The sequence below is a fragment of the Rhizobium sp. C1 genome (genome assembly GCF_021026335.1).
Taxonomy (GTDB): domain Bacteria; phylum Pseudomonadota; class Alphaproteobacteria; order Rhizobiales; family Rhizobiaceae; genus Ensifer_A.
Window position 1 is genome coordinate 387,992 of sequence record NZ_JAJNCY010000001.1, and the last position, 19,397, is coordinate 407,388.

Here is a 19,397-nt window from a genome sequence, read left to right on the forward strand (position 1 = left end):
TCGATTCAAGATGGGATCTCAAGCCGATCGGTACAAGCACAATTGACCGATGTCATACCTGGACCTGACGGCCGGTGGCCTGGCGGAAGACTTCAAGCTGGAGCTTGAACTGGACGATGCGGCGCATGGCGGCGCGCCACTGTGCGATCATGGAGAAATTGTTGATCTGCCAGCGCAGTGCCGTGTTGACCTGGTTAAACGCGCCGACCGCCATCATCAGCCCGCCGAAGGTGAGCTGGCCGGAGAAATAGGCGGGGGCTGCGGCCAGCACCGGCACGACGAGACCGCCCCAGCCGAAGCCGGCGGAAATCCAGGTCAGGTTCGTCTGCGAGATGATGATCAGCCGCGTGGAGGCCAGCACATTGGAGAAGATGCGATAGAGATGCCAGCTGGTGGCGTAGACGGATTGGCGGGTGACGGTGTCGGTGCCGCGCGCCGTATTCGCCTCCACCAGCGCCTTGCGGAATTCGGCTTCGAAGGCGGCGCGGCGGTTGTTCTGGTCGACAAGCTGGCGGCCGACGACGGCGCTGAGGAATGTGCCGGCGCCGGCATATATGAGCGCGATCCAGACCATGTAACCGGGAATGGAGATGTGAACGCCGAAGAGCGTGATGGCGAAGGCGCCCGAGATCGACCACAGGATGCCGACGAAGCTCAAGAGCAGGATGGTCGACTGGAAGAGGCCGATGGAGAGCGACACCGTCCAGTCGGCGACATTCAGCGAATCCTCCTGGATGCGCTGGTCCGGGTTTCTGGCGCCTTCCAGCGTTGCATCCGGCGGCACGGCGCGGCCGCAGCTGTTCCACAGCCTGAGGAGATCGACCGCAAGGCCGCGGCGGAGCAGCAGCGTCGCCGTCTGCGTGAGCCAGGCCTGCGCCACGTTGCAGACGAGAAGCGCGCCGGCAATCAGCACGAAGATTTCCAGCTGGTGGCCGAATTCGGGAAGGTTTCGCTTCTCGATCGAATCGTAGAAGGGGCCGTTCCAGTTGTTCAACAGAACCTGGATGTAAGATGTCAGGCAGATGAGGATCACGAGACCGATGGAGAGAAGCGTGATGCGTGTTCGTGTCCGCGTGTGCCGTAGCGATCCGAAGACGGTACGCATCTGGAAACGGAACGCGTCGGTTTCACGATGGCGGGCCGTTACCGGGCGGATCGGGTCGATCGGTGTCATGGACTGCCTGTTGTTGCGATGCTGGTACAAGCTCTAACCCGGCGCGACGATGTTGCCAATCGGGGCGAGGCGCGGCACGCCAAAACCCTCGGGGAAAAACCTCTCCCGAGTTATCCTCCGGTGTTGTCGCTCTTGCCCCTGTCTGAGGACATCAGCTTCCGGAGAGCCACGCTGACGCGCCGCCCTGATGGGTAGTTTAAAAATACGGCGGAGCGCCAGCGCGACCCGTCGAGATTGCCAAGGGGAGCCTCATCCGACTCCATTCCTCAAGCGCGGGCCGCCTCGCTAAACCGTCTGCGGAGGCAGACGGGTTCTCTGGCGTAGCCAGGCCGCCGAGCTATTCGCAGCCCATCGGGGGAAACGTTTCATCGAGGTTTTTGTCTCGATGCCGCCCGCGCCCCCTGATGCAATGTTCCGCACGTTACGAAACATCGCATCAAGCTCTCCTCCCGCCTGAACCAACCGTCGCTGGCCCATCCGGTGACGGGAGGGGTTCAGGATAAGGGAGGTTGGAGAGAACGGGGAAATTGAGGGAAGGAATTTTTTGGGCGACGCCCGCTTTAGGCACCTGAGGCAAATCCCCCAAGGTCGTCATGGTCGGGCCTGTCCCGGCCATCTGCTGACGAAGCCAAGCAATTGACGGTGCAGCAGAATGTCTTCAGTAGCAGATCCTCGGGACAGGCCCGAGGATTACGGAGGAGAGCGCATGGATCAGCCTCTCGCCTTGTGGGAGAGGACGGGCCATTTACTCCGCCGCTTCGATCTTCTTCAACTCGAACTTCAGCCCCAGAGCTTTCACAACGCCCAGAAGGGTCGAGAACTTCGGGTCGCCCTTGTCGCTCAATGCCTTGTAGAGCGCTTCGCGGGTAACGCCGGCCTCGCGGGCAATCGCGGTCATGCCGCGGGCGCGTGCGACGATGCCCAGCGCGTGCTTGATTTCCTCCAGATCGCCATCCTCCATGACGATAGATATATATTCGGCCTGCGCTTCCTCGGATTCCATATATTCCGATGCGTCGAAAAGCTTGGTCTCAACGGCCATATCAAAGCTCCTTCGCCATTGTGACTGCGAGTTGAATGTCACGACTTTGGCTATCCTTGTCGCCACCGCAAAGCAGGATCACGACGGTGTCACCGTGCTTCACAAAATAGACCCGGTAGCCAGGGCCATAATCGATGCGCAGTTCGCCGATGCCGTCGAAATATTTGACGTCGCCGAAATGTCCGTCGCGGCTGATACGGGCAAGCCGGCGCAGTATGCGCAGGCGCGCGCCGCCATCCCGCAGCTTTTTCAGCCACTTCGTGAAAACAGGGTGCTCGCGGACCTCGATCATCTGCGTGAACTGTAGTTCACATTATGTCCATGTGTCAACTGCAGTTCACAGTTCGAGACCCGCAAACCCTCACATCTTGCCCGCAACCTTGATCGCAAACGCATATTCCAGCGCGGTTTCCTCGAGCCGCTGGAAGCGTCCCGATGCACCGCCGTGGCCGGCGCCCATGTTCGTCTTCAGGAGGATCGGTTCGGAGCCGGTCGTGTGTTCGCGCAGTTTGGCAACCCACTTCGCCGGCTCCCAGTAGGTCACGCGCGGGTCGGTGAGGCCGGCGAGTGCCAGGATGGCGGGGTAGGGCTTGGCGACCACGTTGTCGTAAGGGCTGTAGGCGGCGATGCGCTTGTAGTCTTCCTCGGACTCGATCGGGTTGCCCCATTCGGGCCATTCCGGCGGGGTCAGCGGCAGGGTGTCGTCGAGCATGGTGGTGAGCACGTCGACAAAGGGGACGGCGGCGATGATGCCGGCGAATTTCTCCGGCGCCATGTTGGCCACCGCGCCCATCAGCATGCCGCCGGCAGAGCCACCTTCGGCGATGATGCGGTGATAGGCGGTGAAGCCTTCCTTCACGAGGTGATCGGCGGCGGCGATGAAGTCCTTGAAGGTGTTTTCCTTGCCTTCGAGCTTGCCGTCTTCGTACCAGCGATAGCCCTTTTCCTTGCCGCCGCGGATATGGGCGATGGCATAGACGAAGCCGCGATCAGCGAGCGACAGGGCATTGGTGGAGAAGCTTGCGGGAATGGAGATGCCGTAGGCGCCATAGCCATAGAGCAGGCAGGGAGCGGAGCCGTCGAGCGGGGTGTCCTTGCGATAGAGCAGAGAGACGGGCACCAGCTCGCCGTCATGCGAGACGGCCTGGATGCGTCGGGTGACGTAGTCGTCCGGATTGTGGCCGGAGGGGACTTCCTGTGTCTTCAGCAGTGTGCGCTCGCGCGTCGCCATGTTGTAATCGAAGACCTGGCTCGGCGTGGTCATCGACGAGTAGGAGAAGCGGATGACGTCCGTATCATATTCCGCCGCACCGCTCAGACCGAGCGAATAGGCTTCCTCGTCGAAGGCAATCGCGTGTTCTTCGCCGCTCTTGCGGTCGCGGATGACAATGCGCGGCAGGCCGTCGCGGCGTTCCAGCCAGACGAGGTGACGCATAAAGGCCATGTGGTTGAGGATGAGGCGGCCGGCTTCATGTGGCACGAGTTCGCGCCAGTTCTCCTTGGAAGGAGATTCAACGGGCGCTTCCATGATCTTGAAATCCTTGGCACCATCGCAATTGGTCAGAATGAAGAAGCGGTCGCCACCCTCCGCCAGCTCATATTGCATGCCGGGCTCGCGGGCGACGACGAGCTTGGGCTCGGCCAGCAGGTCCTTGGTGGACAGCAGGCGATATTCGGTCGTGTCGTGGTCGTGAACGTCGATGAAGATGAAATCATCGAGCCGCGAGCCTCCGACGCCCATGAACATGCCAGGGTCGGTTTCCTCGTAGACGAGGCGGTCGGCCGATTGCGGCTGACCGAGAATGTGATGGAAGATCTTGGACGGGCGGTGGTTCTCGTCCTGCAGCGTATAGAAGAAGCTCTTGCCTTCCGCATCCCAGGCGCCGCCGCCGCCGGTGTTTTCGAGGATGTCGGACATGTCCTCGCCGGTCGTCAGGTTGCGGACGCGCAGCGTGAAGAATTCCGAACCCTTGTCGTCATAGCCCCAGACGCCCAGCGTGTGGTCAGACGAGCTCGCCATGCCGGCGAGGCGCAGGTATTCCTTGCCTTCCGCTTCCTTGTCGCCATCGAGAATGACCTGCCGCTCGCCTCCTTCGGCCGGGATGCGGAAATAATGCGGCTGCTCGCCGCCGGTGACGTAGAAGGAGCCATAGGCAAACGGGCCGTCCTTCATCGGAACGGATGAGTCATCTTCCTTGATGCGTCCCTTCATCTCGGCAAAGAGCTGCTTCTGCAGCGCTTCCGTATCGGCCATTGCCGCCTTCATGTAGGCGTTCTCGGCCTCAAGATACTGGCGGATTTCCGGGTCGAGAACCGATGTATCGTGGAAGACCTGTTGCCAGTTGTCGGCCCGAAGCCATTGATATTCATCCATGCGTGTAATGCCGTGGCGTGTATCTTCAACGGGCTTCTTGGCGGCGCGCGGGGCTTCGGGCAGGGACTTGAATGCGGACAATGATCTTCTCCGGATGATCGGATGAGGGTGGGACTTCACAGATAGAGCGCGCGAGAGGGGATCGCAAGACGCGTCGCCGTCCGTGTTCGGCCGCCATCTCTCATGCTTCCCCAATTCTTCAGTTTGACAAAAAATATTGAAATACATATATATTATGTATTGAATGTTTTTGGGGGCGGGGAGTGGTTCGCCTTCGGCCATGCGGAACAGGAGGAGACGTTCATGGTGCATGTCGTTGTATTGGGCGCAGGGCTGGGCGGTACGATCATGGCCTACGAGTTGCGCGACGCGCTGTCGCGTGACGACAAGGTCACGGTCATCAACAGGGGGGATACCTATTCTTTTGTCCCGTCCAATCCGTGGGTGGCGGTGGGCTGGCGCGAGCGGGAAGAGATCGAGGTGGATCTGAAGCCGGTTTTCGGCAGGCGCGACATTGTGCTTCGGCCGGAGGGCGCCGCGCGCATCCACCCGGCGGAAAACCGGGTGGAGCTGACGAATGGCGAGAGCATTTCCTACGATTATCTGGTGATCGCCACTGGGCCGGAGCTCGCCTTTGACGAGATCGAAGGTTTCGGGCCGGCGGCGAACACACAATCGGTCTGCCAGATCGATCATGCGCTGGCGGCGAAGGATCAGTTCGAGAAGCTTCTGAAGAATCCCGGCCCGGTCGTCATCGGTGCGGTGCAGGGGGCATCCTGCTTCGGCCCGGCCTATGAGTTCGCCTTCATTCTGGAAAAGGCGCTGCGGGACGCCAAGATCCGCGACAAGGTGCCGATGACCTTCGTGACCTCGGAACCCTATATCGGCCATCTGGGACTCGATGGCGTTGGCGACACCAAGGGGCTGCTCGAAAGCGAAATGCGGGCGCATCACATCAAGTGGATCACCAATGCCAAGGTGGAGAAGTTCGAGCCGGGCAAGCTCTTCGTCGACGAGATCAATGACGACGGTTCGCTGAAGAAGAAGCACGAAGTGTCGATGGCTTACACGATGATGCTGCCTGCCTTTCGCGGCGTTGCGGCCGTGCGCGGCATCGAGGGGTTGACGAACCCGCGCGGCTTCATCGTCGTCGACAAGCACCAGCGCAACCCGACCTTCCGGAATGTCTTCGGGGTTGGTGTTTGCATCGCCATTCCGCCCATGGGGCCGACGCCGGTGCCGGTCGGCGTGCCGAAGACGGGCTTCATGATCGAATCGATGGTGACGGCGACGGCGCATAACATCGCCAATCTGGTGGGCGGTCGCGAACCGGACGCACAAGCGACCTGGAATGCGGTGTGCCTCGCCGACTTCGGCGACGGGGGCGTGGCTTTCGTGGCGCAGCCGCAGATCCCGCCGCGCAATGTCAACTGGTCGTCCTCCGGAAAATGGGTGCATCTGGCGAAGATCGGCTTCGAGAAATACTTCCTGCGCAAGGTCAGGCAGGGCAAGTCCGAGCCCTTCTACGAAAAGCTCGCGCTGCAGGTTCTGGGCATCGACAAGCTGAAGGAAGTCAAGTTCGACTGAGCAATTTCGAGCCGAAAGTGGGTACCGGTTTCGCGTCCGGAACTGAGGACTGCCCAAATACATGATCCCCTGGGGCGGAAAGCCATAAATCCGCCCCGCTTCGGGACGAGGGGGAATTCAACGTTCCTCCAGCGATTGCCTCTCGTCCGCTTTTCATGAAAACGATTCTCGCACTCTCCATTCTTTTGGCCGCCACGCCGGCGCTTGCCGACACCTACACCAAGCAGGGACTGGTCGAGCCGAAGCTGCGCCTTGCCGGCAAGCATGATGTGCCGACCGTGGCGCTGACCTTCGATGCCTGCATGGGAGCGACGGACCCGCGTATTCTCGATACGCTGATCAATCAGAAAATCCCGGCGACGATTTTCGTGACGCATCGCTGGCTCCGGAAAAATGCCGAGTCCTATGCGCAACTGCGGGCGCATCCCGATCTCTTCCAGATCGAGAACCATGGTGAGAACCATATTCCGGCCGTCGACAGGCCGATGGATATTTACGGCATCAAGACCGCCGGTTCGCCTCAAGGTGTACAGGCCGAGGTCGAGGGAGGGGCGGCCGCAATCGCCGCGACTGGCGCGCCGAAGCCGACATGGTATCGCGATGCGACCGCCGTCTATAGCCCCGAGGCAATCCAACAGATCCGGTCCATGGGCTACAAGATCGGCGGCTATTCGGTGAATGGCGACGGCGGCTCGCTGCTGGGCGTCGAGGCGACCATCCGTTCCTTCGAGAGCGCGAAGGACGGGGACGTGATCATCGCCCATATCAACCAGCCGACGCACAAGGCCGGCGAGGGCGTGGTCAAAGGTATCGAGGCGCTGAAGGCGAAGGGTTACCGGTTCGTGCGCCTCGGGGATGTCCCGACCTCCGAGGGTAAGCTGGCGAAGGTTGGCGGCTGAACTTTGGTTTTAAGTCGCAACAGTTGCGCTGACGTCGGCGCCCCTCTTTCATAAACCGGAAACAGCCAATCTTACGCCCGCTCCACAAACCCGTCCAGCACGCGCTTCTGTCCGGCGCGATCAAAATCCACCGTCAGCTTGTTGCCCTCGACTGCCGATACATTGCCGTTGCCGAACTTGAGGTGGAACACGCGGTCGCCGACCGAGAATTGCGAGGGCACGTCGACCGTGGATTTGGCGACGAGTTCGCCCTGTATGGTCTTGCCGCGCGGGCCGCTTTCGCCATAGCCGATCCGCTCTACCTGATGGCCGGAGCGTGAGCCCCAGTTGTCACGGGTGGCGTCGGTGCGGTTGGCTTGCGCGCGTTTCCAGCCCGGTGTCGAATAGGTGTTCTGGAAGGGCTCCTGCTTGTCGAAGCGGGACTGGCCGTAGGGGTTGCGGCCATAGCCGCCATAGTTCGAGCTCTGGCTTTCCGAGACTTCGACATGGTCAAGCGGAAGCTCTTCCAAGAAGCGCGAGGGGATGGTGGATTGCCACAGGCCGTGAATGCGGCGGTTGGACACGAACCAGATATGGGCGCGGCGCTTGGCGCGGGTGAGGCCGACATAGGCGAGGCGGCGTTCTTCCTCCAGGCCTGAGCGGCCGCCCTCATCGAGTGCGCGCTGATGCGGAAACAGGCCTTCCTCCCAGCCGGGCAGGAAGACGGTCTCGAACTCCAGACCCTTGGCCGAATGCAGCGTCATGATGTTGACGGCATCCAGATCCTCGTTCTTCTCGGCATCCATGACAAGCGCAACATGTTCGAGGAAGCCGCGCAGGCTCTCGAACTGCTCCATGGAGCGCACCAGTTCCTTGAGGTTTTCCAGACGGCCCGGCGCTTCCGCTGACTTGTCGTTCTGCCACATGGCCGTATAGCCGCTCTCGTCGAGGATCTGCTCGGCAAGCTCGGTATGCGGTGTGTTTTCAAGCAGTGACTGCCAACGGCGGAAGTCGGTGACGACGTTGAAGAGGGACTTGCGGGCGGCTGCCTTCAGTTCCTCCGTCTCGATCATGTCTGAGGCGGCGGCCAGCATCGGGATATTGCGGGCGCGGGCATAGTCGTGCAGCGCGCGAACCGACGTATCGCCGAGACCGCGCTTCGGCGTGTTGATGATGCGTTCGAAGGCGAGGTCGTCGGCCGGCTGGCAGACGAGGCGGAAATAGGCCATCGCATCGCGGATTTCGAGGCGCTCATAGAAGCGCGGGCCGCCGACGACACGGTAGTTGAGCCCGAGGGTCACGAAGCGGTCTTCGAACTCGCGCATCTGGAAGGAGGCGCGCACCAGGATCGCCATATCGTTCAGCTTGTGTTGCTGGCGCTGGAGCTGCTCGATCTCCTCGCCGACGGCGCGAGCTTCTTCTTCCGAGTCCCAAGCCGCGTGAACCTGCACCTTGTCATGGTCGGGATCGAAGCGCTCGGTGAAAAGCGTCTTGCCGAGGCGGCCTTCGTTATGGGCGATCAGGTGGCCGGCGGCGCCGAGGATGTGGCCGGTGGAGCGATAATTGCGTTCCAGCTTGATGACCTTGGCACCGGGGAAGTCCTTCTCGAAGCGCAGGATGTTATCGACTTCCGCGCCGCGCCAACCGTAGATCGACTGATCGTCGTCGCCGACGCAGCAGATGTTGACCTTGTTTGCGCTCACGCTGTCGGCGCCTTGCGCCTGCGCTCCGCGGGGGCCTCGCAACGGCTCGGACGCCCCTTCGGGCTTGCGGCCTTCAGCCGGGGAGGTCCCTCGAGACGGTGCGGAGCGCTGCGCCAGAAGCCGCAGCCACATATATTGCGCCGTATTCGTGTCCTGATACTCGTCCACCAGAATGTAGCGGAAGCGCTCGTGATATTCCTTCAGCACGTCCGGGTTCTTCCTGAACATGCGGATGGGGTGGAGGAGAAGATCGCCGAAGTCGCAGGCATTCAGCGTCAGGAGCCGGTTCTGATAGGCGATGTACAGCTCGCGGCCCTTGCCATTGGCAAAGGCGCGGGCGTCCCCCTCCGGGATATGGGCGGGGTCCAGCCCCTTGTTCTTCCAGCCGTCGATCATGGCGGCGAATTGCTTGGCCGGCCAGCGCTTGTCGTCCACGCTTTCGGCCTGCAGGATCTGCTTGATCAGGCGCACGACATCGTCGGTGTCGAGGATGGTGAAGTCCGATTTGAGCCCCACGAGTTCGGCATGGCGGCGCAGCATCTTGACGCCGATCGAGTGGAACGTGCCGAGCCACGGCATGCCCTCGACCGCGCCGCCGACCAGCATGCCGATGCGCTCCTTCATCTCGCGCGCGGCCTTGTTGGTGAAGGTCACGGCAAGGATCTGGCTCGGATAGGCGCGGCCCGTTGCGAGGATATGGGCGATGCGGGTGGTCAGTACCCGCGTCTTGCCGGTGCCAGCGCCGGCGAGAACCAGAACAGGGCCTTCGGTCGTTTCCACGGCCTCGCGTTGTTCGGGGTTGAGCCCCGACAGATAATCCGGTGCTGCGCGCGCGGCATCACGCTGCGCCATGGCGCGGGCGGCAATTCCGCCGCCACTGTTGTTGCCACTCACGGGACGCTGCGGGGCGGGCTCCGGCTCGTCGCCGAAGAAGGGCATGTCATCGAAACGATTCATCATGCCGGCAATCTAGTGATTTTGAGGGGGATAAGCAAAGAGAAGAGAACAAAACGTGGATGAAGGTGGGGATATTTTCCGCGCTCGGCTGATTGATTTCAATGAAGGCCTATCGCATATTGACCATATATGGTCAAATTCGGAGGCGGTGTTGTGTCAACGGTCAGCGTTGCGGATGCAAAAGCGGGGTTTGCCGGTCTCGTCGATGAGGCCGCTGCTGGTGAGTTCGTGACAATCACGAGGCATGGCAAGCCGGCTGCAGTTCTTGTGAGCGTCGAGGCGGCGGAGGCGGCAAAACGCGCCATACTGCGGCCAAGGCCGAATTTCGGCGATGTGCTGGCGGATTATCCCGGGCCTGCCGATCTGGATCGGAATACCGCGCCGATGCGGGACGTCGATTTTGACTGACGGCTTCCTGCTCGATACGAACATCATTTCGATCTTCTCGCCGGATCGCAAGGTGCCCGTTCCGCAGCGCGCACGTCAATGGATGCATGCGCAGGGCGAGGCGGGAACGCTCTATCTCTCGGCGATCACGATTGCTGAAATCGAGAAAGGTTTGCGTGGCCTTCATCGCCGGGGCGGGGTCGAAAGGGCGCGGCGGCTGAACGGCTGGCTGGACATGGTGATTGATACGTTTGCCGACCGTATTTTGCCGCTTGACGGAACTGTCGCGCGCCACCTCGGCAAGCTGGAGGATGCGGCGCTTGCAAAAGGCCATCATCCCGGTCTGGGCGATCTCATCATTGCGGCAACGGCGAAGGCGTATGGCCTGACTGTCGTCACGCAAAACCTGAAGCACTTTGCGCCGCTCGGGATGGATTGCACGTTGCCGGAAGCCTTGCAGATCACTCCATCATCGCAGCTTTAACCCCTCGACAGCGCCATCATCCTCCGTCATGAAGTCCTTCAAAAATCAGGAGGACATCATGGCTCTGGAAGGCGTGCGTGCTGGCATTCGCAACGAAGCGGGGATTGCCGCGGTTCTCGGCATTCTCAAGCAGTCCTTCGGCGAGCGGTTCCAGACGGGCCAGGCGATCCGCGAGCAGCATGCGCATACCACGACCTATCTGCCGGCGCAGCTGCCCGATGGTGTTGTGTTTGTCGAAAATGCCGAGGATGTCCGGGCCGTTGTGCAGGTTTGCGCGGAGCACAAGGTGCCGCTTGTTCCCTTCGGCACGGGATCTTCGCTGGAGGGGCAGGTGAATGCGGCGGCGGGCGGTATTTCCATCGATTTCAGCCGCATGAATCGCGTTCTTGAAGTGAATGCCGAAGATCTCGACTGCACGGTGGAGCCGGGCGTGACGCGGGAGCAGCTGAACGAATACCTGCGCGATACCGGTCTGTTCTTCCCGATCGATCCAGGCGCCAATGCCTCCATCGGCGGGATGACGGCGACGCGGGCTTCGGGCACCAATGCGGTTCGCTACGGGACGATGAAGGACAATGTACTGGCCGTGACTGCCGTGATGGCAGATGGCGAAGAGATCCGCACGGCGCGGCGGGCGCGCAAGTCTTCCGCCGGCTACGACCTCACGCGGCTGATGGTGGGTTCGGAGGGGACGCTCGGGGTTCTCACCTCGATCACGCTCAGGCTTCAGGGCATTCCAGAGGTGATTGCGGGCGGCGTTTGCGGCTTTGCGACGCTGAAGGATGCGGCCAGCGCGGTGAGCCTGACGATCCAGATGGGCATCCCGGTCGCCCGCATCGAGCTGCTGAATGCGGCGCAAGTGGCGGCCTGCAATGCCTATTCCGGACTTTCGCTGGCCGTCCAGCCGACGCTGTTCGTCGAGTTTCACGGCAATGCCGAGACGGTGCGGCTGCAATCGGAGCAGTTTGCCGAGATCGTCGCGGAGAATGGCGGCGGGGCCTTCGAGTGGTCCACCGACGCAGCCGCGCGGGCGAAGCTCTGGAAGGCGCGGCATGATGCCTATTGGTCGGCCAAGGCGCTGATCCCGGGCATGGCGGCGCTGTCGACGGATGTCTGCGTGCCGATCTCGCGCCTTGCCGATTGCGTGGCCGAGACGGAGGCGGACATCGTGGAAAACGGCTTCACGGCGCCCATTGTCGGCCATGCGGGCGACGGCAATTTCCATGTTCTCGTGCTTTTCGATGACAGGGACCCGGCCGAGATCGCCCGTGTGGAGGCGTTCTGCGCAAGGCTCAATGCCCGCGCGCTCGCCATGGACGGGACCTGCACGGGCGAGCATGGGATCGGGCAGGGCAAGCAACCGTTCCTGATCGAGGAACTTGGCTCCGCGGTGCCCGTTATGCGTCATATCAAGCGGGCGCTCGACCCCGACAACATCATGAACCCCGGCAAGATTTTTGCGCTGGATTAACCCGCTAAATCTGCCCTTGGTCATGCATTTGTCTTGTTCGCGCGCCATGTGGCGGGGTAGTCTGTCACACACTATGTCAAGCGGCGGTTGGGTGCCGGTTTAACACGGGGAATTGAGCGATTGTCGGTGTTCGGCCGGATCATGGTGGGCATTGCCGGTTTGGTGGTGGTGGCGCTTTTCATTGCGCTGGTGGCGCCGTATTTTATCGACTGGACCGGTTTTCGGCGGGATTTCGAGCGCCGCGCGTCGCTGATCCTCGGCAAGCAGGTTGAGGTCCATGGCGCCGTCAGTGTGCGGCTGATCCCGTTTCCCTCCGTCACCATGGACGATGTCACGATCGGTCGCGACGACGACGGCAAGCCGCTGGTCACCGCCGCCCGCTTCGCCATGGATATGGAAATTGCGCCCTTCATGTCCGGTGAGGCGCGCATTTTCGAAATGCGCATCATTCGGCCGAAGGTCCATATCGCGCTTCAGAAGGACGGAACGCTGGATTGGGCGAAGACCGGCAACCCGTCCATCCCCGCCAAGATCGTGGTGCTGGAAAACGTCCGCGTCAGCGATGGCGAGGTGACGTTCGAAGATCATCAAACAGGGCGGACGCGCAAGCTGACGGGGCTGGATTTCACCGCTTCGGCCAAGTCGCTCATCGGTCCCTGGCATTTCGACGGCAAGGGGCTGGTCGATGGCGTGGCCGGCAAGTTCACGATCAATACGGGTGTGCGCGATAGCAAGGGCGAGGTTCGCGTGGCCTCGCATATCACTCCCGATGCGCTGCCGGTGACGGCGGATCTGGAGGGTACCCTCAGGCTCGTCGATCTGAAGCTGCGCTACGACGGGACGTTCAATGCTGGCTATGGCGCCAAGAAGCAGGGCGAGGCGGCACCCGTGCGCATCAAGGGCGCGTTCGAGCTTGCCAGCGACCGCATTCGCCTGCCGCAATATCAGCTCGACATGGGGCCGCTGAGCGATCCCTATTCGATCACGGGTCAGGCGACGCTCGATACCGGGCTCAATCCTCAATTCCTGCTGACGGCGGATGGCCAGCAGGTGGACATGAACGCGATTGGCGCCAGCGGCGAGGGGGCGAAACGTTCGCGCAGCGAGCAGGTCGCGACGGCGGAGCAGCGGCTGGAAACATTCCTGTCGCTTCTGGCTGACATTCCTGTGCCGCCAGTGCCGGGCAAGGCGACGCTGAAGCTGCCGGCCATCGTGTCGGCCGACACGTCCTTCCGCGATGTCAACGTGGTCGCCGAGCCGCATGGCACGGGATGGAAGCTCGATCAGGTTTCGGTGGAACTGCCGGGACGGACGAAGGTCGAGGCGAGCGGTCTTCTCGATCTGTCAGACAGGCGCTCCTTCAAGGGTACGCTGACGGCGGCATCCAGCCAGCCCTCCGGCCTTGCAGCATGGCTCGCCGGTGACGTGTCGCCGCAGATCCGCAGCCTGAATGCGCTCGGCTTTTCCGCCGATGTGACGATCGACGACGAGATCCAGTCCTTCGACAATCTGGAGCTTGCTGCCGGCGGGGCGATCCTGAAGGGTCGCATCGAACGGCAGGTGCCGGATAGCGGCGATGCGGCGTCTCTGGCAATCCAGCTTTCGGGCGGCGATCTGGATTTCGACGCCATGCGGGCCGTCGCCAGCCTCGCCACCGGCAAGGATACGAGCGCAGCCTTTCTGGCCCAGACGATTTCAGCCGATCTTCAGTTCCGCAATCTGGCCTCGCAGGGCGTTGTCGCGAGTGATGTGGCGACCGTCTTCACTCTCAAGGGCGGCAAGCTCAGCCTCGACAAGCTGACGGTTGGCGATCTCTCCGGAGCTGCGCTTGATGTGACCGGCACCGCGTCTGGCAGCGTCACTGCGCCCGTGCTCGACCTGAAGGGCCGGATCAGGGCGGCCGATCCGCGCGCTGTTCTGCTGCTGGCCGAGCGAAACCTGCCGCGCCATCCCGTCATTTCGGCGCTGGCCAGCAATGCGCATTATTTCGCCGACGCCAATCTCGGTTTCGAGCTTGCGTCCGGGCGGTCGGGCAACTTTCCCATGACCGCGACCGTGCAGGGAACGGCGAATGGAACCAAGCTCGCCGTCAAGCTACAGGGGCAGGATCTCGGGCTTTCGGCCGGGACCAACCTCGATGTTCAGCTGAATGCCGAGAACGACAATTATGCCACGCTTCTGGGGCAGGCAGGCTTCAGGCTCCTGCCGATGCTGGACGGAAACCACGGCGCAGTCTCCCTGAAAATGACGCGGACAGGGTCTGCGCCGGCGCAGATCGTTCTCAACGCCCAGACGGCGACGACCGGCTTCAACGCCAAGGGGGCCGGCGATCTTTCGGCGGCGCATTTTCTCGAGGGGCAATACAAGGTTCTGCTCGACAGCGAGGATGTCGAGCCGTTCCTGATGGTGACGGGCTACAGCCTGCCCAATATGGGCAGCGGTCTGCCGCTTTCTGTGACGGCAACGCTGGACATCAAGCCTGACGCCTATTTGGTGTCTTCGCTCGCCGGAAAGGCGCTGGAGGAAAATGTTGCCGGCAACCTGACGATGAGCCGCGATGCTGCGCGCGTCCTGACGGGCGACCTCTCGGTCAAATCGCTGGATGCCGGATGGCTGGCTGAACTCGTGTCGGGGCCGCTGAAGGACGCCAACGGCGCATTTTCGTCGCAGCCGTTCCCGATGCCGAGCGCGGGGCCGTTCACGGCAGACCTGCGGCTATCGGCGGCGAATTTCTGGGTTGGCTCTTCGACGCCGGTCAGCAATTTCTCCGGGCGGCTGCGCTATGGAGCAGGCGTGGTTTCCATCGAGGATGGGACGGGGCAGTTCGCCGGCGGCGCTGCCAGCGGCGGGCTGTCGCTGACGATCGGCCAGGGGCAGGGCTTTCTGCGCGGCAACCTCAAGGTCAAGGAGGCCGATCTGGAGACGCTGTCCTGGCGCACCGGCGACGACAAGCCGATTCTGGCCGGCAAGGCCGATCTGGCTGTGGGGATCGAAAGCTCGGGCGCCAATCTCGGGCAGATTGCGGGCCAGCTCAGCGGGTCGGGCAATCTGACGGTTCCGGCGCTTACGATCAGCGGTTTCAATGGCGGGGCACTCCCGGCGATTTTGACCGCAGCCGACAAGATGGACGGCGAGATCAACGCAGTGAAGGTCGCCGGTCTGGTTGGGCCGATCATTGTCAAGGGACAGACGCGCATCTATCGGGTGGCGGTGCCCTTTTCCATCTCCAGCGGACGGCTGATGGTGCAGAACGTGCGCGCCGAAACGCCGGAGGTGCGCCTTGGCCTCGATGCCTCCGTCGGGCTTGTGGAGGGCATACTGCGCGCCGATCTGCGCGCGGCCTTCAAACCGGGCGATGACGACGTCGCGGGCGCGACGCCGGCCGTCACCCTGCGCTTCGGCGGGACGCTGGCAGGCCCGACCTCGTCGGTCGATGCGACGGAGCTTGCCAATTTCCTGTCACTCAGGGCCTTCGAGCGCGAACGCCGGAAGGCCGATCTGCTGCAGGCGCGCCTTGCCGAGCGCCAGCGGCTGCGCCGGGAAGCGCTTTATTATCGGGCACTCGACGATGCGCGCGAGAAGGCTCGGATCGAGGCGGAGAAAAAGGCAGAGGCCGAAAGGCTGGCGCAGGAGGCCGCCAAAGCTGCGGCTGAGAAGGCTGCTGCCGACAAGGCTGCGGCGGAGAAGGCGGCCGGCGATAAGGCATCAGGCGATAAGGCGGGCCAGAAAACCAATTCGATCCCGCAACTGAAAGCCCCGCGCTCGAGTTTTGATCAGCCGGGTTTTGAGCCGGACGTCATTCGCGGCGAGAAGCTTGCGCCGCCCGGCGGGAATTGAGTCGTTTCAGGCGCTTGCGCGGCCCGGTTCACGTGCGTCGGAAGCGGCTTCAGATGCGTGCTTGAAATGTCTCAAAACATGAAGGCGGATGGCGGAGGAGAGATTGCTGGCGGCGTCGCGGCTCTCGTCAATTTCCGTCAGAAGCGCCGCGATGGACAGGTTGCGGCGGCGCGCGATGGCCTGCGCGTCTTCCCAGAATTCATCTTCGAGTGAAAAGGATGTGCGGTGTCCGCGCAGCGTGACCGAATGTTTGCGGATCACGCGTCGCGCTTCCCGTCGTCGTGACCTTCGGCCCCGGCGGGCTTGTCCAGCTTGCCCTGATCGAGTGTTCTGGCCGCCTTTTCGTTGAGCGCCCTGGTCAGCGATTTCTCGGCCTTGGTGCGGCCATGGGCAAGGCGGTTCTGCTCGGCCGTCTTTTCCTTTTCCGCGCGGTCGGCGCGTTTGCGGAACTGGCGGAGATTGACGACGTCGCCCAAGGTTCTTGCCCGTTACTGCTTCTTGCGGAAGGCATCCAGCGAAACGACGGAAGCGCCGGCCTTTTCGCCATCGGCAGGCTTGGCGGCGGCATCGTCTGTGGCTTCGACCGGTGCCACGAAGGCGGCGATGTCTTCGTCCTCGACGATTTCCATACCGGCATCGGCGGCGACGTCGAATTCGAGTTCGAAATTGACCGAGGGGTCATAGAAGCCGCGGATGGCATTGAAGGGGATGACCAGCTTTTCCGGCGTGTCGGAGAAGGACAGGCCGATCTCGAAGCCGGTATCGGTAACCTTGAGATCCCAGAACTGGTGCTGGATGACGATGGTCATCTGTTCTGGATATTTGCTCTTCAGGTGCTGCGAGAGGCGAACGCCCGGCGCGCCGGTCAAGAAGGTGATGAAGAAATGATGGTCGCCCGGCAGGCTATTGGTCGCAGCGACCTCGCTCAGCACCTTGCGGATTACGCCGCGCAATGCGTCCTGTGCGAGAATGTCGTAGCGGATATGATCCTGCCCCATACTGTGACCGCCTTCCTGAAGTGTGTTCAATGCTATCTATGCCACGAACCGGGCATTCCGAAAACCCGCTATATGCGAGCCTATTGCCAACGGCAATATAATTGATTCCGCCGATGGGGAGAAGGTGAGGCGACAGGTGGGAGAGATCAAGATCAAGGAGAGATTTAGGTGGAGGTTTCTGTTGCCAGGTACCTCCGAACCCCGCCTTAAGGTGCTAACCCTAAGGACTTAGGTCGGATTTCCCGCACCGCGATTAAGCAGCGAGAGCATAACCCTTAGCGTTGTTGTCGTTTGCAACTACACTTGTGACCCGATAACGGTGGTATCATGCCGGGCAAAAAGTCGATCTTTACACCCTTGTCGATCCTATTTCGCCCCCATCAGAAGCCGCTCGCCGCGTGACACGCTTTCAGCGGTTTCTGGTGGAGGCGCCGGGTACCGCCCCCGGGTCCAATAGGTTTATTCCATCGCCCGTTTATTGCCATAGCCGCCTCGAAAGACGGCACTGTTCATATAAGTGTTATGGGAGCGGATGAAAAGGGCCGTTCGCCAAATCCAGCGAATTTGAGGACGCGATTTCGGCCGTTGCTGCAATCTCTGCTTGACTTGAGGGTAATTCGACTAAAAAATTCAATATGAGAATGCATTATAAAGCATCGGGAAAGCAGGGAGCAAACATCATGACTGATTATCTTGCAGACGTCCGCAAGTATGATGCCAATGCCGATGAGGCTGTTGTTGCCAAGATCGTCAAGCATCTGGGTATTGCGCTTCGCGACCGCGACTCCTCTCTGGTGTCCGCCTCCGACAAGTCGGAACTCGACCGCGTCGTGCAAAGCTGGTGCGGCAAGAAGCTTGGCGTGACGGGTGAGGCCGCCGAAAAGCCGGTGGCTTCCGTTGCTGTCGCGATGAAAGCCGATCATTCCAAGTCGCGCGTCACCTTCTACTATCTCGTCGCCAAGGAACTCGGAAAGCTCGGCGAGCTTTAACGGCTCTTTCCCTTGGATTGACGACAGGCTGCGGCGTTTCCGCCTTGGAAGCGACGTCGCTTGGCTTTAAACTCCCGCCCGTCTGAAGAACAGGGAATCAGCGGGCCATGAAGCAATATCTCGACTTCCTCCGCCACGTGAAGGAAACCGGCGTCGATCGCGGTGACCGCACGGGCACCGGTACGCGCTCGGTTTTCGGCTATCAGATGCGCTTCGATCTGTCGGAGGGCTTTCCGGTCACGACAACCAAGAAGCTGCACCTGAAGTCGATCATTCACGAGCTTCTCTGGTTCCTGAAGGGCGAGACGAACATTGCCTATCTGCACGAGCATGGCGTGACAATCTGGGACGAATGGGCCGATGAAAATGGCGAGCTGGGGCCGGTATACGGCTCGCAATGGCGCTCCTGGCCGGCGCCGGACGGGCGCAAGATCGACCAGATCGCGCTTTTGATCGAGGGCATCAAGACCAATCCCAATTCCCGTCGCCATATCGTGTCGGCCTGGAACCCGGCGGAAGTCGACGAGATGGCGCTTCCGCCGTGCCACTGCCTGTTCCAGTTCTACGTCTCGGAGGGCAAGCTCTCCTGCCAGCTCTACCAGCGCTCGGCCGACATCTTCCTCGGTGTCCCGTTCAACATCGCTTCCTATGCGCTGCTGACGATGATGGTGGCACAGGTGACCGGCCTTCGCCCCGGTGATTTCGTCCACACATTCGGCGACGCGCATCTCTATCACAACCATTTCGAACAGGCCGAAACGCAGCTCAAGCGGGAGCCGAAGCCGCTGCCGTTCATGAAGATCAATCCCGACGTGAAGGATATCTTCTCCTTCAAGTTCGAGGATTTCGAGCTGGTCGGCTATGAGGCGGATGCTACGATCAAGGCGCCGATTGCGGTATGACGAAACCGCTGATCTCCATGATTGCCGCCGTCTCGCGCAACGGCGTGATCGGGCGCGATAACGATCTGCCGTGGCACATGTCGACGGATCTCAAGCGTTTCAAGGCGATGACGATGGGCAAGCCGCTGGTCATCGGGCGAAAGAACCTCGAGAGTTTCCCGCGTCTTCTGCCGGGTCGGCCGCATGTCGTCATCACGCGGGACCGATCTTACGCTCGAGAGGGCGTGCATGTGGTGCATTCCTTCGATGAGGCGCTCGCCAAGGCGGCTACGCTGGCTGCAGAGGCCGGTGTCGATGAGATCTGCATCGCGGGCGGTGGGGAGATCTATCGTCTCGGCATGCCGGTTGCAGATGTTTTGCACATCACCCATGTCGAGGCGGACATTGCCGGCGATACGAGTTTTCCGGCGATCGATCCCGCCGTCTGGCAGGCCGAGGAGGCCGGTCGCATGGAGGCGGGCGAGAGGGATGATTATGCGGCCCGTTTCGTGACCTATACACGCCGAAAATAAACCTTCACTGCGGCAATTTGTGTTTCTTGGCCGGGAAACCGGTCGGTCCGCATTGAAACCCTCCGTGACGATACCTATAACCTGTCACCATAAGACGAGGGT

Annotated in this window: 17 protein-coding genes and 1 other RNA gene; 9 read left to right on the forward strand and 9 right to left on the reverse strand. The window is 61.6% G+C overall.

Annotated features, from left to right (window positions below; all coding sequences use genetic code 11):
• Positions 1-52: 52 nt before the first annotated feature.
• The 4 genes from LQK83_RS01950 to LQK83_RS01965 all read right to left on the reverse strand — a co-directional run bounded on the left by LQK83_RS01950 (position 53) and on the right by LQK83_RS01965 (position 4,671).
• Positions 53-1,174, reverse strand: a complete 1,122-nt coding sequence (locus LQK83_RS01950) for an SbmA/BacA-like family transporter (RefSeq protein WP_230835609.1) — start codon at positions 1,172-1,174, stop codon at positions 53-55.
• 745 nt (positions 1,175-1,919) lie between these two features.
• The gene (locus tag LQK83_RS01955; protein WP_230835610.1) at positions 1,920-2,216 is read right to left on the reverse strand and encodes an addiction module antidote protein; all 297 of its coding nucleotides are present in this window, start codon (positions 2,214-2,216) and stop codon (positions 1,920-1,922) included.
• A 1-nt stretch (position 2,217) separates the two neighbouring features.
• Positions 2,218-2,508 (reverse strand): type II toxin-antitoxin system RelE/ParE family toxin, encoded by a 291-nt coding sequence (locus tag LQK83_RS01960; protein ID WP_230835611.1) that lies wholly within the window; start codon positions 2,506-2,508, stop codon positions 2,218-2,220.
• Between the two features lie 69 nt (positions 2,509-2,577).
• Complete coding sequence (locus LQK83_RS01965) at positions 2,578-4,671, reverse strand: S9 family peptidase (protein WP_230835612.1); 2,094 nt, start codon at positions 4,669-4,671, stop codon at positions 2,578-2,580.
• Positions 4,672-4,893: 222 nt separating this feature from the next.
• Between LQK83_RS01965 and LQK83_RS01970 the strand changes: the two genes are divergently transcribed.
• Together LQK83_RS01970 and LQK83_RS01975 are read left to right on the forward strand one after the other, a co-directional pair.
• Complete coding sequence (locus LQK83_RS01970; protein ID WP_230835613.1) at positions 4,894-6,177, forward strand: NAD(P)/FAD-dependent oxidoreductase; 1,284 nt, start codon at positions 4,894-4,896, stop codon at positions 6,175-6,177.
• 155 nt (positions 6,178-6,332) lie between these two features.
• Positions 6,333-7,076, forward strand: coding sequence for a polysaccharide deacetylase family protein (locus LQK83_RS01975; protein ID WP_230835614.1), 744 nt, complete (start codon positions 6,333-6,335; stop codon positions 7,074-7,076).
• A gap of 71 nt (positions 7,077-7,147) precedes the next feature.
• Here the strand turns inward: LQK83_RS01975 and LQK83_RS01980 are convergent, their stop codons facing one another.
• On the reverse strand, positions 7,148-9,718 hold the full coding sequence (locus tag LQK83_RS01980) for an ATP-dependent helicase (protein ID WP_230835615.1): 2,571 nt from the start codon (positions 9,716-9,718) through the stop codon (positions 7,148-7,150).
• 150 nt (positions 9,719-9,868) lie between these two features.
• Between LQK83_RS01980 and LQK83_RS01985 the strand changes: the two genes are divergently transcribed.
• The 4 genes from LQK83_RS01985 (at position 9,869) to LQK83_RS02000 (ending at position 15,894) form a co-directional block, all read left to right on the forward strand.
• Entirely contained in the window at positions 9,869-10,123 is a 255-nt protein-coding gene (locus LQK83_RS01985; protein ID WP_230835616.1) for a type II toxin-antitoxin system Phd/YefM family antitoxin, read from the forward strand.
• Positions 10,116-10,586, forward strand: coding sequence for a type II toxin-antitoxin system VapC family toxin (locus LQK83_RS01990; protein ID WP_230835617.1), 471 nt, complete (start codon positions 10,116-10,118; stop codon positions 10,584-10,586). The genes LQK83_RS01985 and LQK83_RS01990 overlap by 8 nt, the downstream gene beginning before the upstream one ends.
• A gap of 58 nt (positions 10,587-10,644) precedes the next feature.
• Positions 10,645-12,057: an FAD-binding oxidoreductase gene (locus LQK83_RS01995; RefSeq protein ID WP_230835618.1), complete on the forward strand. Its 1,413-nt coding sequence runs from the start codon at positions 10,645-10,647 to the stop codon at positions 12,055-12,057.
• 120 nt (positions 12,058-12,177) lie between these two features.
• Positions 12,178-15,894, forward strand: coding sequence for an AsmA-like C-terminal region-containing protein (locus tag LQK83_RS02000; RefSeq protein ID WP_269065145.1), 3,717 nt, complete (start codon positions 12,178-12,180; stop codon positions 15,892-15,894).
• Between the two features lie 6 nt (positions 15,895-15,900).
• Here LQK83_RS02000 and LQK83_RS02005 read toward each other — a convergent pair whose 3' ends face one another.
• The 4 genes from LQK83_RS02005 to ssrA all read right to left on the reverse strand — a co-directional run bounded on the left by LQK83_RS02005 (position 15,901) and on the right by ssrA (position 17,435).
• Positions 15,901-16,155, reverse strand: coding sequence for a ribbon-helix-helix domain-containing protein (locus LQK83_RS02005; protein WP_230835619.1), 255 nt, complete (start codon positions 16,153-16,155; stop codon positions 15,901-15,903).
• Positions 16,152-16,370 carry a DUF4169 family protein gene (locus LQK83_RS02010; RefSeq protein ID WP_230835620.1) on the reverse strand — a complete coding sequence of 73 codons (219 nt, stop codon included), beginning with the start codon at positions 16,368-16,370 and terminating at the stop codon, positions 16,152-16,154. Before LQK83_RS02010 ends, LQK83_RS02005 begins: the two co-directional genes overlap by 4 nt.
• A gap of 12 nt (positions 16,371-16,382) precedes the next feature.
• Positions 16,383-16,892, reverse strand: a complete 510-nt coding sequence (locus LQK83_RS02015) for an SspB family protein (RefSeq protein ID WP_230835621.1) — start codon at positions 16,890-16,892, stop codon at positions 16,383-16,385.
• Between the two features lie 167 nt (positions 16,893-17,059).
• Positions 17,060-17,435, reverse strand: a transfer-messenger RNA (tmRNA) gene (gene ssrA, locus LQK83_RS02020).
• A 137-nt stretch (positions 17,436-17,572) separates the two neighbouring features.
• On the opposite strand from ssrA, the gene LQK83_RS02025 reads away from it, so the two are divergent.
• From LQK83_RS02025 to LQK83_RS02035, 3 genes are all read left to right on the forward strand, one after another.
• On the forward strand, positions 17,573-17,881 hold the full coding sequence (locus LQK83_RS02025) for a DUF2853 family protein (protein ID WP_230835622.1): 309 nt from the start codon (positions 17,573-17,575) through the stop codon (positions 17,879-17,881).
• A gap of 107 nt (positions 17,882-17,988) precedes the next feature.
• A complete protein-coding gene (locus tag LQK83_RS02030; RefSeq protein ID WP_230835623.1) occupies positions 17,989-18,783 on the forward strand; it encodes a thymidylate synthase in 795 nt (264 codons plus the stop codon).
• The gene (locus LQK83_RS02035) at positions 18,780-19,295 is read left to right on the forward strand and encodes a dihydrofolate reductase (RefSeq protein WP_230835624.1); all 516 of its coding nucleotides are present in this window, start codon (positions 18,780-18,782) and stop codon (positions 19,293-19,295) included. Before LQK83_RS02030 ends, LQK83_RS02035 begins: the two co-directional genes overlap by 4 nt.
• The last annotated feature ends 102 nt before the right edge of the window (positions 19,296-19,397 follow it).